The organism is Gracilibacillus saliphilus, assembly GCF_010994085.1.
Lineage (GTDB): Bacteria > Bacillota > Bacilli > Bacillales > Amphibacillaceae > Gracilibacillus > Gracilibacillus lacisalsi.
Genome location: NZ_WJEB01000008.1, coordinates 127,051 through 143,224, shown reverse-complemented (window position 1 = coordinate 143,224; position 16,174 = coordinate 127,051). Strand labels below are relative to the sequence as shown.

The 16,174-nt window shown below is 35.7% G+C and carries 13 protein-coding genes and 1 riboswitch; of the genes, 11 read left to right on the top strand and 2 right to left on the bottom strand.

All coding sequences use genetic code 11. The features are described 5' to 3' along the window. Window positions 1-17 precede the first annotated feature (17 nt). Window positions 18-221, bottom strand: a complete 204-nt coding sequence (locus GHT08_RS09795) for a zinc ribbon domain-containing protein (RefSeq protein ID WP_163581230.1) — start codon at window positions 219-221, stop codon at window positions 18-20. A 171-nt stretch (window positions 222-392) separates the two neighbouring features. Between GHT08_RS09795 and GHT08_RS09790 the strand changes: the two genes are divergently transcribed. The 11 genes from GHT08_RS09790 (at window position 393) to GHT08_RS09740 (ending at window position 14,286) form a co-directional block, all read left to right on the top strand. Further along, the gene (locus tag GHT08_RS09790; protein WP_163581229.1) at window positions 393-1,307 is read left to right on the top strand and encodes a LysR family transcriptional regulator; all 915 of its coding nucleotides are present in this window, start codon (window positions 393-395) and stop codon (window positions 1,305-1,307) included. Between the two features lie 108 nt (window positions 1,308-1,415). Then, window positions 1,416-2,546, top strand: coding sequence for a 5-methyltetrahydropteroyltriglutamate--homocysteine S-methyltransferase (locus tag GHT08_RS09785; protein WP_163581228.1), 1,131 nt, complete (start codon window positions 1,416-1,418; stop codon window positions 2,544-2,546). Window positions 2,547-2,860: 314 nt separating this feature from the next. Then, window positions 2,861-3,751 carry a type II toxin-antitoxin system SpoIISA family toxin gene (locus GHT08_RS09780; RefSeq protein ID WP_163581227.1) on the top strand — a complete coding sequence of 297 codons (891 nt, stop codon included), beginning with the start codon at window positions 2,861-2,863 and terminating at the stop codon, window positions 3,749-3,751. A 108-nt stretch (window positions 3,752-3,859) separates the two neighbouring features. Further along, entirely contained in the window at window positions 3,860-4,072 is a 213-nt protein-coding gene (locus GHT08_RS09775; RefSeq protein WP_163581226.1) for a hypothetical protein, read from the top strand. Between the two features lie 101 nt (window positions 4,073-4,173). Continuing rightward, window positions 4,174-4,329, top strand: coding sequence for a hypothetical protein (locus GHT08_RS09770; protein WP_018931551.1), 156 nt, complete (start codon window positions 4,174-4,176; stop codon window positions 4,327-4,329). 325 nt (window positions 4,330-4,654) lie between these two features. Beyond that, window positions 4,655-6,007, top strand: coding sequence for a lamin tail domain-containing protein (locus tag GHT08_RS09765; RefSeq protein ID WP_163581225.1), 1,353 nt, complete (start codon window positions 4,655-4,657; stop codon window positions 6,005-6,007). A gap of 205 nt (window positions 6,008-6,212) precedes the next feature. After that, the gene (locus tag GHT08_RS09760) at window positions 6,213-10,589 is read left to right on the top strand and encodes a lamin tail domain-containing metallophosphoesterase family protein (protein ID WP_163581224.1); all 4,377 of its coding nucleotides are present in this window, start codon (window positions 6,213-6,215) and stop codon (window positions 10,587-10,589) included. Between the two features lie 213 nt (window positions 10,590-10,802). Beyond that, window positions 10,803-10,891: riboswitch (SAM riboswitch) on the top strand. A 281-nt stretch (window positions 10,892-11,172) separates the two neighbouring features. After that, on the top strand, window positions 11,173-12,279 hold the full coding sequence (locus GHT08_RS09755) for a 5-methyltetrahydropteroyltriglutamate--homocysteine S-methyltransferase (RefSeq protein WP_163581223.1): 1,107 nt from the start codon (window positions 11,173-11,175) through the stop codon (window positions 12,277-12,279). A gap of 258 nt (window positions 12,280-12,537) precedes the next feature. Next, window positions 12,538-13,368, top strand: a complete 831-nt coding sequence (locus GHT08_RS09750) for a metallophosphoesterase (protein WP_163581222.1) — start codon at window positions 12,538-12,540, stop codon at window positions 13,366-13,368. Then, window positions 13,365-14,024 (top strand): CPBP family intramembrane glutamic endopeptidase, encoded by a 660-nt coding sequence (locus GHT08_RS09745; protein WP_163581221.1) that lies wholly within the window; start codon window positions 13,365-13,367, stop codon window positions 14,022-14,024. Before GHT08_RS09750 ends, GHT08_RS09745 begins: the two co-directional genes overlap by 4 nt. 91 nt (window positions 14,025-14,115) lie before the next feature. Beyond that, window positions 14,116-14,286 (top strand): hypothetical protein, encoded by a 171-nt coding sequence (locus GHT08_RS09740; RefSeq protein ID WP_163581220.1) that lies wholly within the window; start codon window positions 14,116-14,118, stop codon window positions 14,284-14,286. A gap of 61 nt (window positions 14,287-14,347) precedes the next feature. Here the strand turns inward: GHT08_RS09740 and ligD are convergent, their stop codons facing one another. Further along, window positions 14,348-16,081: a DNA ligase D gene (ligD, locus tag GHT08_RS09735; protein WP_163581219.1), complete on the bottom strand. Its 1,734-nt coding sequence runs from the start codon at window positions 16,079-16,081 to the stop codon at window positions 14,348-14,350. Between the last annotated feature and the right edge of the window lie 93 nt (window positions 16,082-16,174).

Sequence of the window (16,174 nt, the reverse complement as noted above, 5' to 3'; positions counted from 1 at the left end):
ACATCCCTATAATAAGTTTAGCCAAAAAATAAGTCCAAAATGTTGGATGCTGTAGTAGATTCTTTATTATAAAATTCAGAGTAACCACAGTCCTCACAATATACCACAAGAAATCGATTATTTTGAACATCAAACATTTTGGAGAGACCTGTTCCGGTCATTGCTACTTCTTTTTGTGCTGCTCTAGTGCTTCCGCATTTAATACAACCTTTGTGTTCCACTATGTTCATACCTCCTATATTGCTAACTGAATATATTTTCGTGAAGTATTCTTTATTATTGTTTACGTATCAGATATCACTATGTTTCAATTTTTGTGAATAAAATCATCTTCTCAACTTTCGTTTACCTGTTAAAATAAGATTAATAAAAAAATAGGAAGTGAATATAACATGACATTGCAACAATTGAAATATGTAATTGAAGTAGCAAGGAGTCGGTCTATTAGCAGAGCTGCCCAGAATTTATTTATTAGTCAGCCAAGTTTATCTAATGCAATTAAAGAGCTGGAGAAGGAAATGGGAATTATTATTTTTTCCAGAACGAATAAAGGAATCATTATCACACCGGAAGGATCGAAATTTTTAGGTTACGCAAGACAAGTACTAGAGCAAGCAGAACTGTTGGAAAATCGTTATGCGAATACATCGTCGCAACAGCATTTTGCGGTATCAGCTCAACACTATGCCTTTGCGGTTAGTGCTTTCGTACGCTTATTACATGATTATAAGCGTGATGAATATGAATTTACTCTACGTGAAACCAAGACATATGAAATCATCGATGATGTAAAAAATCTACGTAGTGAAATTGGTATTTTATATGTCAATGAATTCAATGAAAAGGTCATACAAAAGTTTTTACGTGAAGGTAATCTCATTTTTAATGAATTGTTTGAAGCGAAACCACATGTCTTTATCAGTTCTGGCAACCCACTAGCTGAGAAAGAGTATGTAACATTATCTGATTTGCAAAGCTACCCGTACCTTTCTTATGAACAGGGGGAATATAATTCGTTTTATTTCTCAGAAGAGATTTTAAGCACATTGACAAGACCTAAAAATATCCATGTTACAGATCGAGCGACATTATTTAACTTGCTTATCGGTCTTAATGGTTACACCATTTCAACAGGTGTCATTAGCAAAAAATTAAATGGCGATAATATTATCTCTGTCCCACTTAAGATTGAGGAGCGGATTAAAGTTGGCTATATTATACATAAAAATGTCACATCAAGTCCGATGGCCAACATCTATATACAGTATTTAAAAGAAACCATTGCAGAGGAATTACTTCAGCTATAGGATAAAGCTATAGCAAAGGATAGATTTTAAGTGTTACCTAATAGTAAACCTTTCATGCTACACTTTCTGTACATTTACATAAGAAATAACATAAGGGAGAGAAAGAAAATGACAGTGGAAATTCAAGCAGGAAGAACGGTAACACCATTTCGTTATGACAATGTAGGCAGTTTTTTGCGACCTGAAAAATTGAAAAAAGCACGTGCTTCTTTTACAAAAGGGACTATAACTGAACAAGAATTGAAACAAGTAGAAGATGAGAGTATCATAGAACTTGTTCAAAAACAAAAAGAAGTAGGATTAAAAGCAATAACAGATGGAGAATTCCGTCGCTCCTGGTGGCACTTAGATTTTATGTGGGGACTTAATGGTGTCAAAAAAGAAGTTATCGATCAAGGTTACCAATTTAACGGGGAAGAAACAAGACCTGAAACAGCCCGTTTAACTGGTAGAATCAGTGGTGAAAATCATCCATTTGTTGAGCACTTTGCTTTTGTAAATCAGTTTGCTCACGATGATGTAATCGCGAGACAAACGATTCCAGCTCCAGCACAATTTTTGGCTGAATTGCAAAGGCCGGAGAACAGTGATGTTACTGCAACTATCTATTCAGATATTGAAGAGCTAATTACAGATATAGCGAAAGCCTATCAAACGGTGATTAGAGATTTATATGATGCAGGGTGCAGAAGTCTTCAGATCGATGATTGTACATGGGGGATGTTAGTAGATCCAAAATATTGGGCAAGCAGACATGGCAGTGCAAATGTACAAGAAGTTGGTGAATTAAATTTACGAGTAAACAATGCAGCTCTTGCAAACTTACCAGAGGATTTAATTGTAACCACACATGTTTGTAGAGGAAATTATCATTCTACTTGGGCTTCATCAGGTGGTTATGATCCGATTGCAAATATTCTTTTTTCGAAAGAGAATGTATCTGCATATTATTTAGAATTTGATACAGAACGTTCAGGAGGATTTGAACCATTAGCTCATGTGCCTGATGATAGATTGGTTGTACTCGGCTTATTTTCTTCTAAAACAGGTGAGTTAGAAGATAAAGATGCCATTAAAGCTCGGATCAAAGAGGCAACAAAATATGTCGATCTAGAACGTTTATGCATCAGTCCACAATGTGGTTTTGCTTCAACTGAGGAAGGGAATATTTTAACTGAAGAACAACAATGGAAAAAGCTTCGTCTCATCAAAGAGGTAGCAGAAGAAATATGGGGATAATAGTTTAATTGCGAAAGGATAAGGGTGTTTTATCATCTTTATCCTTTTTAAATTAAATATTTTTAAAAAAATTGCTAGATTAAAAGATTTTCTCAGGTAGGTATGGAAGACGGCTATAAGTCCTATAACGAGTTAGAAAGTGTATGTAGTTTCGTCACTTTTTAACTCGTTTTTTTTGCTTGATAATCATTTAGTCAAGGAATGAATTGAAATTATCGAGCATATACTATAATAAGCACTTTTGGAAAAAATAGGGCATTAACGTGTTTATGGAAAAAACTATCTTCTATACAGGAGAGAGGGTGTGAATAAAGATGGAGAAAGAAACTGTTATTATATCAATTCTGGTAGGGGTTCTCCTGTTGTTTATTTTATTCGTGTACATCCAAAGTTTACGGAGTTTCCATGATAAAGAAGATAATCGTTTTACTGAAAACCTATATCAATATAGGAAAACTTTGTATTTTTTATTTGTCTTAGTGATAGGGGCTTTGTGGCTAGTTGAAATCGTTTCTATTGACGATTGGCAAAAACTAGTGATATTAGCTGGAATGGCAGTATTTATTGATATATTTGTATTTTCTACGCCAACAATAAAGAAGATTTGGAAGACAGAATTTCAAAGCTATGATCCATTAAAAACATATATACAAGAGAATAGTTTGATAGAAGAAAAGCAACAAGATAAGTTAAATTATTTCTCCCAATTGCTGCAAATCGCTCCATTTATTAAATCCGATATTGATAAAAAACAGCTTGATTTTCCAGATTCACTTAATTTATTTCTCAGTTACTATGCAGATACTTTTGGTTTACGTGTTCACCTTTATGAGGTGAAACCGAAAGATCTTGAAACGGAGTATGAACCTATTGATATTTTTATAAAAACGATTCAAACGATTAAGCAAACACACACGTTGGATTGGGAAAGTATGCTGGACAACTTGGTGATAGACAATGAAGATAATATTGAAAAGGTAATTATGGAAACATTATGGAACGGAGATATTGTGGCATTAGATCGTGAAGAAAAACATGGGAAAGGTATGGCACACATATGCCCTGCTTTTGTAGGCGAAAATCATACGTTTATTTTATTTATAGAGGAAATACATGAAAGAGTTTATGAGATCGATGCATTATTTATCACCAATCTAGCTTGTCTTTTCTGTTTTCTTGAAGATGAAAAATTAGTGACAAATTAAATAAAAAAGTAATAAATCGGGAGTTATTCCCGTAAAATGATGAAGAGTATCTTAAAGTCGAGGTAATTTAAGTAAGTTGATGTAAAGAAGTTGAGGAGGAGGAGTTTTGTGATTGAGACAGTGATAGGAGCCAATTTAAAAAGAGATGAAAAGAAGGAACTTAAATCACATAATGTGAATACACTATACCAAGAAACCACTCCCTTGAGTGATATTCTAAATCGTAAGAAATCACCAATTACACAAATAGCGGAGGCATCTAAAACCCGATATACGAAAGATTTGGAGAAGTTAAGGCGAAAAGCATTAAAAAAGTTATAATGGAGAAGCGACCCTTTTCTTTCTAACTAATGTGATAAGGGAGATGGGTTGTATTTTTTTTTGTTAAAAAGTAAGAAGATTGATGGGGAGAGATGGAAGACATGACTAAAATCAAAAAGGAAAGCACCGATCTCATCAAACGAAAAAAATTTCCTAAAGTTACACAATGGAAAGGTAAGACTAGAGAAGAAAAACGTCATCAAGCTATGTTAAATCAAATTAAGAAATTACAAAAAGATGATAGGACTTATTTATAATCTTACTTCTAACGATGTGATGATTCGGCTTTAAGCAAAAAGGAGTGCTGTTGTGAGACAAGTAATTAGCAGAACGTATCAAGACACTTGGATTAAATTTTGAATTTTATCCAAGTGTTTTCTTTTTACAATAAAGATCCTATAATTTATCACCCTGATTAAATTCGCTAATGATATATTGCCTATCTTTCATTCAGGTTATTAATGAGTAGTAATCCCTCAAAATATAACGTTTTTTTACATTAGTTTACTAGTAGTTTACTTTGAATTAACACTTAACTTGTATAGTGAAAGAGTATCTAATATTAGAAGGGGATGACGAATAATGGGACAGAAATGGACAAGTAGATTGTCGCTTCTTGTTATCTTTTTGTTAATTTTCACAAATGTCTTTGCATACGGCCCAGTTGCTTATGCCAATACAGATGAAGAGATAGAACAAGAAGAGACTGCACCGGAGCAAAAAGAAGAAACAAATTCAACTGGAGAAAGTTTAGAAAGTGAGACAGTTGGAGGAGATTCATCCTCAACACAAGAAGAACAAATACATAATGAAGAAACAGAGACAGAAAGCCAACAAGATAACGAGAAAAAAGAGTCCATTGATGAAGAAGTAGCTTCGGAAGAGAATTCTCAAGAAGAAGTAACCAATTCTGGTGAAGATTCTGAGTCTACCGAGGAAGAGGCTGCTACTGAGGAGAATTCAGACAAGAAGTTGGAAGCGCAATCCACAATTGATTATCAAACACTCCCACCACTTTTACTAACAGAAATTATGCCGAATAATGATGGTGCAGACAACTTTGAATACTTTGAGGTATACAATAACAGCAATCAAGCTATTTTATTAGATTATTATACCGTCGCACTGCGTTATACGGATGGTAGTGCTAATGACAAAAAATTCGATTTCCCAGAAGTATCAATTCCAGCAGGGGAAACACTTGTTTTCTGGCACAACCCAGAACAATTAACTGTAGCCGATTTTAATGCACACTATTCAACCGAATTAACGGAAGATCAAATAGTTTCCTATCAAGGGACGAACTTTTATAACAGTGGAAACCGTGGTGTAGTTATCAAAGATGACAATGAGGATATCGTAACTAACAGCTACCTTGAGGAAGAAATTGCATCCGGAAAAGTTGTAACATACCAATATCCAGCGGAATCAATAGAAATGGAACGATATCAAACAGTGACTGATCCAACACCTGGAACTGTGGAAGAAGAGCAACTTCCTGAAGAAACAGTAATTGTTGATGAACTCGATAAACCTGAAATTGATCATACACCAATCACAGAACAACAAGAAGGTAAATCGATCACCATAACCGCAGAACTCACGAGCGCAGAACATAAAGTAAAAGGAACATTACACTACCGTTCAGAAGAAGGTTCATTTGAACAAATTGACATGACCTCGATGGAGAATAATGTATATGAAGCAAGTATCAGCAGTGAAAATGTTACAGCTGGTGAACTTGAATATTATATTACAGCAGTAAATCCGCAACAACGTATACGTTTACCTGAGACAGATAGTGAAACATTCACAATTGATGTAACGTCTATCGACGAGTCTGAAGAGGATTTTCAGCAGTATCCCCATTTACTTATTACTGAAATTTCACCAAACACAAAAGGGGGGAGGTACAGATTACTTCGAATACTTTGAACTTTATAATAATACCAACCAGACTTTATCCTTTCATCAGTATGCGCATATTTATTATTACACAGATTCTGGACGTGAAGTACAGTTCAAAGTTCCTCCGGTAGATATTGAATCACAGGAAACACTCGTTTTCTGGTATAACAATGGGAATCATTCATTAGAAGATTTTAATAACCATTTCTCTACTAATCTAACAAGTGAGCAAGTGGTAGAAGTAACCGATACGACATTTCCTGGGTTTGCAAATGGAGGAAATCGAGCTTTAATCTTAAGAGATGCATCACAAGAAGAAGTTATTTATGCAGATTATGATGGAGCAGATAATGATAATAATGGTGGTGTCATTCGATATAAATACCCATACGAAGGAACACAAATGACTAAACTAGAAACGTTGGCAGATCCTACTCCAGGGACGATTTCCGACGAGCAAGTTCCGTCTAAAGTGGTAAAAATCGAAGAACCAGAAGAAGATACTACTGCTCCAGTCATAACACATGAATCAGTAACTGGTGCAGAAGCTTTTTCATCTGTCACAATTGAAGCTGAAGTGACTGACAATCTGGCAATCCCCGATGTAACCCTTTTTGTAAAAAATGAAGACTCTGAATATCGTAGTTTATCTATGGTATCAGATTCACAGGAACCAGGTAAATATAAGGTTGAAATTCCAGGGATTTATGTGGAATCTGACTTGACCTATTATATCGAAGCAACAGATGGTGTTAATACAGAAAGAACAGAAGAATTCACCATTTCCGTTTCACAAGATGAAGTAGATACGCAAAGCTTGGCTCCTTTATTAGTAACGGAAATTGTGCCTGATTCTACAAATGTAGGTACTGCTGATGGTTATGAATTTATTGAAATTTATAATAATACCAATCAAGACATCCCTTTTGAACATTACAAAATGCAGTACCGATACGGCAATGATCCAGCAAGTGATGTGATTTGGCCATCTATTCCTGATGATGTCGTGATTCCTGCAGGCGAAACATTGGTGTTCTGGATCATTAATGGACAGAATAATGATCAGACTGTAGCAGATTTTAATGCTAATTATGGATCTGATTTGATCGAAAATGAAAATATTGTAAGAATAGAGTCTGCTGGAATGGCAAATGGTAGTATGCGTGGATTAATTATTGCTTCCAATATTGGTCACGAATATTCGGTTGCTTATTATAATGATTTGGATACAACAGATGATACTGCCCCGAATAAAGGTATTGTCTATAAATATCCAGCAGATGATTCGAATATCATGGAGAAGGTAAGTGCGGGAACGATTGATGCTACACCTGGTGTTGTGGAAGACTATCAGGTACCAACAGAACCTGTTCAGGTAGAAGCAGATCAAACAGCACCAGTTGTAAAAGATATCACGGGTGTTGACACCATTAACCAGACAGATGACTTAGATGTTACAGCAGAAGCAAGTGATCAAGAAGAATTAAAAACAGTTGCGATCTACTACCGTACAAATGCTAATGAAGATTATAAGAAAGCATTGATTGAAGAGGGAGAAGACTTAGGAGTATTTACGTATCGCATTTATGCTCCTGAAATGATTGGCAATACAGAAGTCGAATATTATTTTGAAGCTTCAGACGGTGAAAATACAACAACTACTAATCCAGAGACAGTAATGATTGAAAGTAATTTGGATCATAGTCCTTTACGTTTAAATGTCGAAGAAGGTCAAGTATTAAAGGAAACATTTGTGCTAAAAGGTACATCCAATATGGATCAACCTGAAAATATGAATATGCTTATTGATGGAAATCAAGTGCCCACAAGTTATCAGGCAATAGAACATGAAGCATACTTCGCATTTGAAGTGAGCGGAATTAATACCTATTTCCAAAATGGTGTAACTATTGGTGATGAGATCATTCATATATTTGATGATTGGATGGCACAATGGGAGACGATTACAGTACCGATAGATCCTAACTATTTAGAAATCGGGGAAAACACGATTACAATACGTGCCGGAAACAAAGCTACACCATGGGAAGGTGACCCGGGTGAGAATCGTGATGACTATAATTTACGCAATGTACGTCTCGTATTGGCTGATGGTACGATTCTAACAGATCCTAATCATCCAGATCCTGAAAATGTGTTAGACATGGGTGATGATGGTACACACCGGATTGCGGAGGGTTTTACATTTACTATTACGGAAGATCATGCACAATCTATTGCCTATGAATGGAATACAACAGAAGTAACAGATGGTGAGCACACAGTAAAAGTAACTGATTCAAAAGAGACCATTCAAGAACAAGTACTCGTAGATAACACACCTCCAAATATTGAAGCTACAGTTGCAAATAAAGAAACATACAAAGGTATCTTTATAATAGATGCAGAGATTGAGGATGGCGTAGCTGGCGTGGATAGTTATCAAGCAAAACTTGATGGAGAGGAGATAGATTTGCCTTTTGAAACTTCATCAGGTGAGCTTGCGAATGGGGAGCATACGTTAAGCATTACGGCTACAGATCAAATTGGTAACAAAGGTACAGAAGAGATTACTTTTTATACAGTTGAAGAGAATCCAGAGGTACCGGAAAATCTATCAAACGTTCAAGACGGTGATCCAACTTTAAAGGTCCGTGTTAATGATCCGATGGGAGACAAGATGGATGTTGGTTTCTATCAAGGGTTCCAGTATAAACCTTCTGATACAGATGCCGTGGTATCTTATCAAGGTTCTTCCGCTGTGGAACCACCAAACACAAATGAAATAGATGGCTCAACATTGCTAGAAGAACAGGACATTTCACTAGTAGCTGAAAAAGATGGTGAGTATTTGGTACATGATGCAACAACAGAATTTCCATATCACCGTTTTGACGTAACACTTGATGATACAGTCGATGAGAATGATTTGGTTGAATTAGAATGGCACGGTAATTCTTTAGAAGGTAGAAAAGTAACGATGTATGCATGGAATGTGGAGTCTACTAAGTGGGACATCGTTGATTATGAAATTGCCGGTGAAGAGGATTTTACTCTGAAAGGCGATGTCGAAGTTGCATTATATAGTAATGATCATCAAATTCAGGTAATGATTCAAGATGAAATACCTGCTAATCGGGATGAATATGACTATACGTTTGTTTGGATGTCAGATACTCAATATTATTCTGAGAGCTATCCCCACATTTTTGAGCGTCAAACGGAATGGATTAAAGAGCAGCAAGAAGAAATGAAGATTGAATATGTTTTTCATAGTGGAGATTTAGTAGATGAAGCAGATCAACAATACCAATGGGAATACGCAGATGAATATATGAGAACATTAGATGATGCAGCAATACCATACGGTGTTTTAGCTGGAAACCACGACGTATTACAAAAAACAGAAGACTATACTGAGTATTATAATTATTTCGGAGAAGATCGTTTTAAAGATAAGCCTTATTATGGTGGTTCATATCAAAATAACCGTGGTCACTATGACTTAATTTCTGTTGATGGCAACGACTATATTATGCTTTATTTAGGTTGGGGTATTGATGATGAAGGTATTGCATGGCTGAATGAAGTATTAAGTCGACATCCAGATCGTACAGCGATCTTAACGTTCCATGAGTATTTGCAGGCCACAGGGACACGTCATCCATTAGGTGAAAAGCTATATCAAGAAGTAGTACTTCCAAATGAAAATGTTGTAGCAGTTTTAGCTGGTCATTATCATGAAGCACAAACATTAGTAGATGAAATCGATGATGATGGGGATGGCAATCCTGATCGTACTGTATATCAGATGCTAGCAAACTATCAAGCCGGACCTGAAGGTGGGCAAGGCTATATGCGTTTGTTACATTTTGATACAGATAATAATCAAATATATGTGAACACATATTCACCATATATGGATGATTATAATTATTATGATACGGATGAATACCCAAATAAGGATGAATTCACTATTGATTTAGATTTAACAGCTAAAGAAAAGCGAGTTGCGACGGACAGTTTTGTAGTGAATGTTTATACTGATAATGAAATAGGTAAGGTAGAAAATGTCGCGAGTGGAGATACTGCTGAAGTTACTTGGGTGGGCCTTACCGAAGGAGAACAGTATTTCTGGTATGCTACAGTGACTGATAACTATACAGGTGAGAGTCGCTCACCTATCTGGTCTTTTGTCAAAGGGGAAGATGATTCATCAGGTAATGACAAAGATAAGGACAAAGATAAGGATAAAGATAAGGATAAAGATAAGGATAAAGATAAGGACAAAGAGAACGATAAGGACAAGGATAAAAATAAACCTGAGAAGCATCCAGACTCTATTAATGACTCGGATTCTACTTCTGGTTTAGATAAAGACGACAACAATAATAATCAAAATTCTGAGATGAATAACGTACAAGAAGCAGAAGACCAAAGTAGTAAACAAGAGGATAAGAAGAGTGATAAACAATCACCAATAGCAAGTAATGATAACATTAATCTCCCAAATACAGCAACAAACATATTCCAAAATATAGCATTAAGTATCATCTTGCTGATCATTGGAACGATATTATATGTCAGAAATAGAAAACAATTAAATTAAAAGATTGAGAAGGCTAACTATATAAAGTCACTAGTTAGCCTCTTTTTCTTTGTTTCCCGAATGTTAGCTATAAATTTTATGTCCCAAAATGTAAGAAGTTAGCAATCTCATTTGTTTAAACAAGATTAACAATCGTGTTATACATTTTCAAAATTAGGGTTGTATTTTCCAACTGCATATTGTATGATGTATGTATGGTAAAAATTGCATATATTCTTATCCAGAGAGACGGAGGGATTTGGCCTTATGATGTCTCAGCAACCAGTCACTTTTGACACGGTGCTAATTCCAATAGATAAGAAGATTGACTTTCGTTCATGGTAAAGGCCTTCTTCTTAGAAGGCCTTTTTTTACTGGACAAGGAAGTATAAAATTTGCGCAGATGTCTAGCTCCGAGCGCCTGAGAAACTAGGCGACTTCACAAATCGCCTTACGATAAGTCACTATCGGTTCGCTTTTCTCAGTGATTCCTTTATCTCAGTTGATTAGCTCCAGCCGCTACGTTTCTAAGCGGGCGCTCTGCGCTCTTCTTACTGGGTAAGATATGCTGACCAAATTCATTTTCATTCTAAGGAGAGGTAGTATGACAACAAAAACAGTAACAGCACCATTTCGAGCAGATCATGTGGGGAGCTTATTACGCCCGGATAATTTACTGAAAGCGAGAAAGGATTTTGAGGAAGGTAATATTACAAGTGCACAGTTACGTGATGTGGAAAACAAAGAAATAGCTCATATCATTGATAAGCAGGTTGAAGTAGGATTGAGTCTTGTTTCAGATGGTGAATTCCGCCGTCGTTTCTGGCATACCGACTTTTTAGAGCATTTAAATGGCATTGAAGGATATGTACCTGAAGTAGGATATATATTTCATGGAAATGAAGAAACAGAACGATATAATATTCGAAATACAGGTAAAATCTCATTTAATCCTGATCATCTATTTATCCAAGATTTTAAAGAGTTTAATGCATTAGTAGATGGTCGAGCGGTGGCAAAACAAACCATTCCAAGTCCTAATCAGCTTTTTAATGTAGGAATTCGTGATGTAAGTATTTATCCAGATATTGAGGATTATGCCAAAGATGTCATTCAAGCTTACCGTGATGCAGTTAAAGCTTTTTATAATGCTGGTGTGCGTTATTTACAGTTTGATGACGTTTATATAGCAGGATTGTCTTCACCTGACATTCCATTTAATGATGGTGAGTTTTCACGAGAATTTTTAATTGATCTGGCATTAAGAGTGGTCAATGGCGTGTTAGAAGATAAACCAAGTGATCTTGTTGTCACTACCCATTTATGCCGAGGAAACTATCGTTCCAATTGGGCTTTTGAAGGAAGCTATGATTTAATTGCTCCAACCCTATTAGCTAAGGAAAAAGTAGACGGTTTCTTCCTTGAATATGATGATGAACGCTCAGGTGGATTCAAACCGTTGGAACATATCCCAAATGATGGCACACGTGTGGTGCTAGGATTAATTACATCAAAGAATGGAGAGTTGGAAGACAAAGAACAAATAAAAGCACGAGTGGAAGAAGCTGCAAAATACGTACCACTTGAGCAATTATGTTTAAGTCCACAATGTGGATTTGCATCTACTCACCATGGAAACAAACTAACTGAACAAGACCAATGGAACAAACTCCAACACATTGTACAGATTACAAAAGAAATCTGGGGTTAATGGATTATCTCTTCATATCGGTTGAATTCAATTGAATTAGGTAAGCAATCACAAAGAACAGAACCTTTGTTGCATGAATGGCAATGAAGGTTCTTTTTTCTGTAACAGGTTATTGAGGTTTATGTAACAAAAAATGGATAAAAAGAGAGATGTTCAAATGTCAAGTTTACTGAGGTAAACTATGTCGACTACAAACTTACATTTCTATCCATTTATGTTAAAATGACAATACATTATCTGTATAAAAGAGGTTGTTAGATGAGGCGTGGTCGCATGTTTTTATTGATATTTATGCTAGTTATTGTTTTGAGTGGCGGGGTGAAAATATATTATGATACAAATTTATTCAAGGTTGAAAAGTTGGAGATAGCTACTTCAAAGTTGGATAAGGATCAATCTTTTACTATGTTGCAATTTACGGATTTACATAATAAACAGTTCGGTGACAATAATAAGAAATTATTAGATGAAATAGAACAAGTAGATGCGGATGTTATCGTTATTACAGGTGATTTAATTGACAGGAAAACGAATGATTTACAGTTTGTCTTGGACTTTGCGGACAAATTAACCATGATTAATTCCAATGTCTATTTTGTAACTGGTAACCATGAATGGGAAAATCCGTTGAGAGAATCATTTATTCAAGGCCTTGCCGACAAGGGAGTTCATCTACTAGATAATCAAAACCGCGTCATTAAACTGGAAGGGGGTTCTTTTCAGTTGGTAGGTGTAGGCGATCCATCAACCAATCATGATGATATGGAACCTGCTATGTTAGGGTTGAATAAGGAGGATGTGACGATCCTGTTATCACACGCTCCTGATTTATCACGTTCAAAATATCCAGAGGCGATTGATTTAGTATTAAGTGGTCATACCCATGGAGGTCAAATACGCTTACCTATAATTGGAGCAGTTGTTGCTCCGGGGCAAGGTTTTTTTCCGAAATATGATCAAGGATTATTTGATTTAAATAAACGTCAACAATTATACATCGATAGTGGTCTTGGTACGAGTGTAATAGATGTGAGAATGTTTAATCAGAGTCAGATGACACTGATTACAGTAAAGGGTGTCGGTAATTGAAACGATTAATGTTGTTCGTTGTTATTGCTTGTCTTGCGATGGCAGTGATCGAATTATATATTGCTCCTAAATATTTAGTTAAATCGATATGTAAGCTGTTGCTTTTCTTGTTCATTCCATACTTATATATTCGATTTGTTGCCCATTTATCGTTTAAAGATTTATTTTCTTCTAAAATGAAATATATGAAATTACCAATTATTCTTGCAAGCGGTGTATCGATCATTATTTTATCGTTGTATTGGATCATTGGCAGTTTTTTTGATTTTTCGAATGTGACTGTTATGTTGGAAGATACCATGGCAGTTGATAAAAATAACTTCCTTTTTGTTGCGATCTATATTGCACTCGTTAATTCGCTATTAGAAGAATTTTTCTTTCGTGGCTTTGCCTTTTTAGCTTTATTAAAAATGACAAAAAGGTGGGTAGCTTATCTTTTTAGTGCTGGCATGTTTGCTCTCTATCATATTGCGATGATGACGGATTGGTTTTCAATTTACTTATTTATCCTCATCCTGTTCAGTTTATTTGTTGCCGGTTACTTATTTAATAAATTAGATGAGAAGGCAGACAGTATATTGCCGTCATGGCTAGTTCACATCAGTGCGAATGTATCCATTAATCTGATTGGAATGATGTTATTTGGAATTATTTAAGTCTATTAAGAAAAAGGTGCGTTATGGTTATTGTTTTGATATTTTTAATAGCCTGTCAATCAGACATGGAAAAATATGATTATCAAGACCAGTGAATGATGAATTTCTAGCTGATCAGGCTGATTATTTTCATTACTTTATTGAAGAAGTGAGTCCTGACACCATTATTATAGCGCTAATATTAGATGTCAACGATCGATCTTATGCACCAATTGAACTAAAAATTACTGACCAAACAGAAATAGAAGGGAAGGATGTGTAAGAAATCGATGATAAAGTACATATATGGGTTACGGGTAAAAATATAGCTGAACGGATCAAAGTCAAATTATCAAATTAAATGGACAGCCTTTCTCTTTAATTCTTGTTGGTATCATGTGAATCGTAAACTTTCTTGGGTCTAATGTTTCTGTTACCTCATTCCAAAATAACGGTGTCGCGACAGTTGCTTCATTAGTCGCCCTTGTCGAATAGGGAGCAATGATTGTCTTTCCTGGGGCATGCTGAACATAATCGATATAAAGTCTTTTGCCACGATTTTTCTTTAAGCGCTCGATGGTAAAATGGTCAGGATCAGAGTCAACCAATACTTTTGCTGTAGCCTCCATCAACATTCTCGTTTCATCGTACGTCATATTTTGAATCGGTATATGAACTTGTAATCCAGTTCTTCCGGATGTTTTGACTAAAGGTGTGAAGCCCTGATGTTCCATCATTTGTTTAATCAAGTGGGCAGCACGTACAGCAATAAAAAACTGATCCAATGATGGCGGATCAAGGTCGAAGACTATTTCTTCGGGATCTGCTTTATCGATTTTATTAAAAGGAACATGGAACTCCAATCCACCATGATTACCAAACCAGATAAGACTTTGCAGATCTTGGCAAAGTATATCCATTTCCCCATCATTATTAGGGATAGTTTGAATGAAAGAAGGGGCATAATCTGGCAGATGTTTTTGATAAAAGGAATGTTCATGTACTCCATCGGGAAAACGAATTAATGTCAGTCTGCGATCCTTCAGGCCAGGAAGCATAAAAGGTGCAATCCATCTTAAATAACACAAGTAGTTTAATTTCGTAACATCTGGAAACAATTCTTTTTCTATACGGGATAAATTAACTGCTGATGGAAATTGTGCCAATCCTTGATCGATCGTAAGTTGATTACAATCGGTTGGTTTAATATCAAATCGAAACTGATGAAAAACCGGTTCACGGAGTTCATGATCTTCAGCACTCAGACAATTTATATCCATACAAACAGAAGGATCTAACTCCCACGTTGTCCCATTAACCTTCTGACCATAACGTTTGAAAAAAGTAGTTAATGTTTCTTTCTCACCTTGTTCTAGGCCATTCTTACATTTCCCGAGAATGCTGAGTGTTTCGTTGTGATAATATTGTAACGTGAAATAATCATTTTCGGTATTCCAATTCGTAACAATCCCAGGAATGGTTCGAAAATTTTTGATTTTTAGCCATGTATTACTTCGCTTTCCTTCTATATAAGTCGCTTTCTTTTGTTTGGCAACCATTCCTTCTGCCTGATGGATGTCAACTACTTCGAGAATACTATCCAGTTTTTCGAAAGTAGGTGCCTTGCGAATCCTTCCTGTTATACCTTCCAGAATCGTGGATAATAATTGATCACGTGTAGAAAAGCTTCTCTTTCGCAAATTTTGAGCTTTCGATTCTAATAAGTCAAAGGCGACAAAAGTAGCAGGGCGATTTTGACTTAACTGGTTTATATTCTTTTTTATTCTGGATCGCTTTTGTATTTGTTCAAAATCTGTTCGATAGGCAGTAATCGAAATGATCAGTTCTCCATCAAGAAAAAGTGGTAAATAGGATTGGAATCTAGAACTGTGTTGCTGGCACCACGAAATGATTTCAGGAAAGGAACGACTAAGGTCATGACCGTTTCGACTCCATAAGGTAACTTCCTGATCGGTCCATTGTAAACCACAACGAAATCCATCATATTTTACTTGATATATCCACTCATTTCCAGAAGGTGCTTCGTTTACAAGTGTAGGCAGCATCGGTTTCCACATAGTATAGACTCCTTTTATTAGACACAATTATCAGAAATATTTTTGACAAACTGTTGCATGATTATGTCCTAAAAAGAAAAACTATTGATAAAG

Bases quoted from the DNA above. Each gene is read 5' to 3' on its own strand.
- ligD (WP_163581219.1), bottom strand. From the start codon at position 16,081: ATGTGGAAACCGATGCTGCCTACACTTGTAAACGAAGCACCTTCTGGA.
- GHT08_RS09785 (WP_163581228.1), top strand. From the start codon at position 1,416: ATGACAGTGGAAATTCAAGCAGGAAGAACGGTAACACCATTTCGTTAT.
- GHT08_RS09765 (WP_163581225.1), top strand. From the start codon at position 4,655: ATGGGACAGAAATGGACAAGTAGATTGTCGCTTCTTGTTATCTTTTTG.
- GHT08_RS09755 (WP_163581223.1), top strand. From the start codon at position 11,173: ATGACAACAAAAACAGTAACAGCACCATTTCGAGCAGATCATGTGGGG.
- GHT08_RS09750 (WP_163581222.1), top strand. From the start codon at position 12,538: ATGAGGCGTGGTCGCATGTTTTTATTGATATTTATGCTAGTTATTGTT.
- GHT08_RS09770 (WP_018931551.1), top strand. From the start codon at position 4,174: ATGACTAAAATCAAAAAGGAAAGCACCGATCTCATCAAACGAAAAAAA.
- GHT08_RS09790 (WP_163581229.1), top strand. From the start codon at position 393: ATGACATTGCAACAATTGAAATATGTAATTGAAGTAGCAAGGAGTCGG.
- GHT08_RS09780 (WP_163581227.1), top strand. From the start codon at position 2,861: ATGGAGAAAGAAACTGTTATTATATCAATTCTGGTAGGGGTTCTCCTG.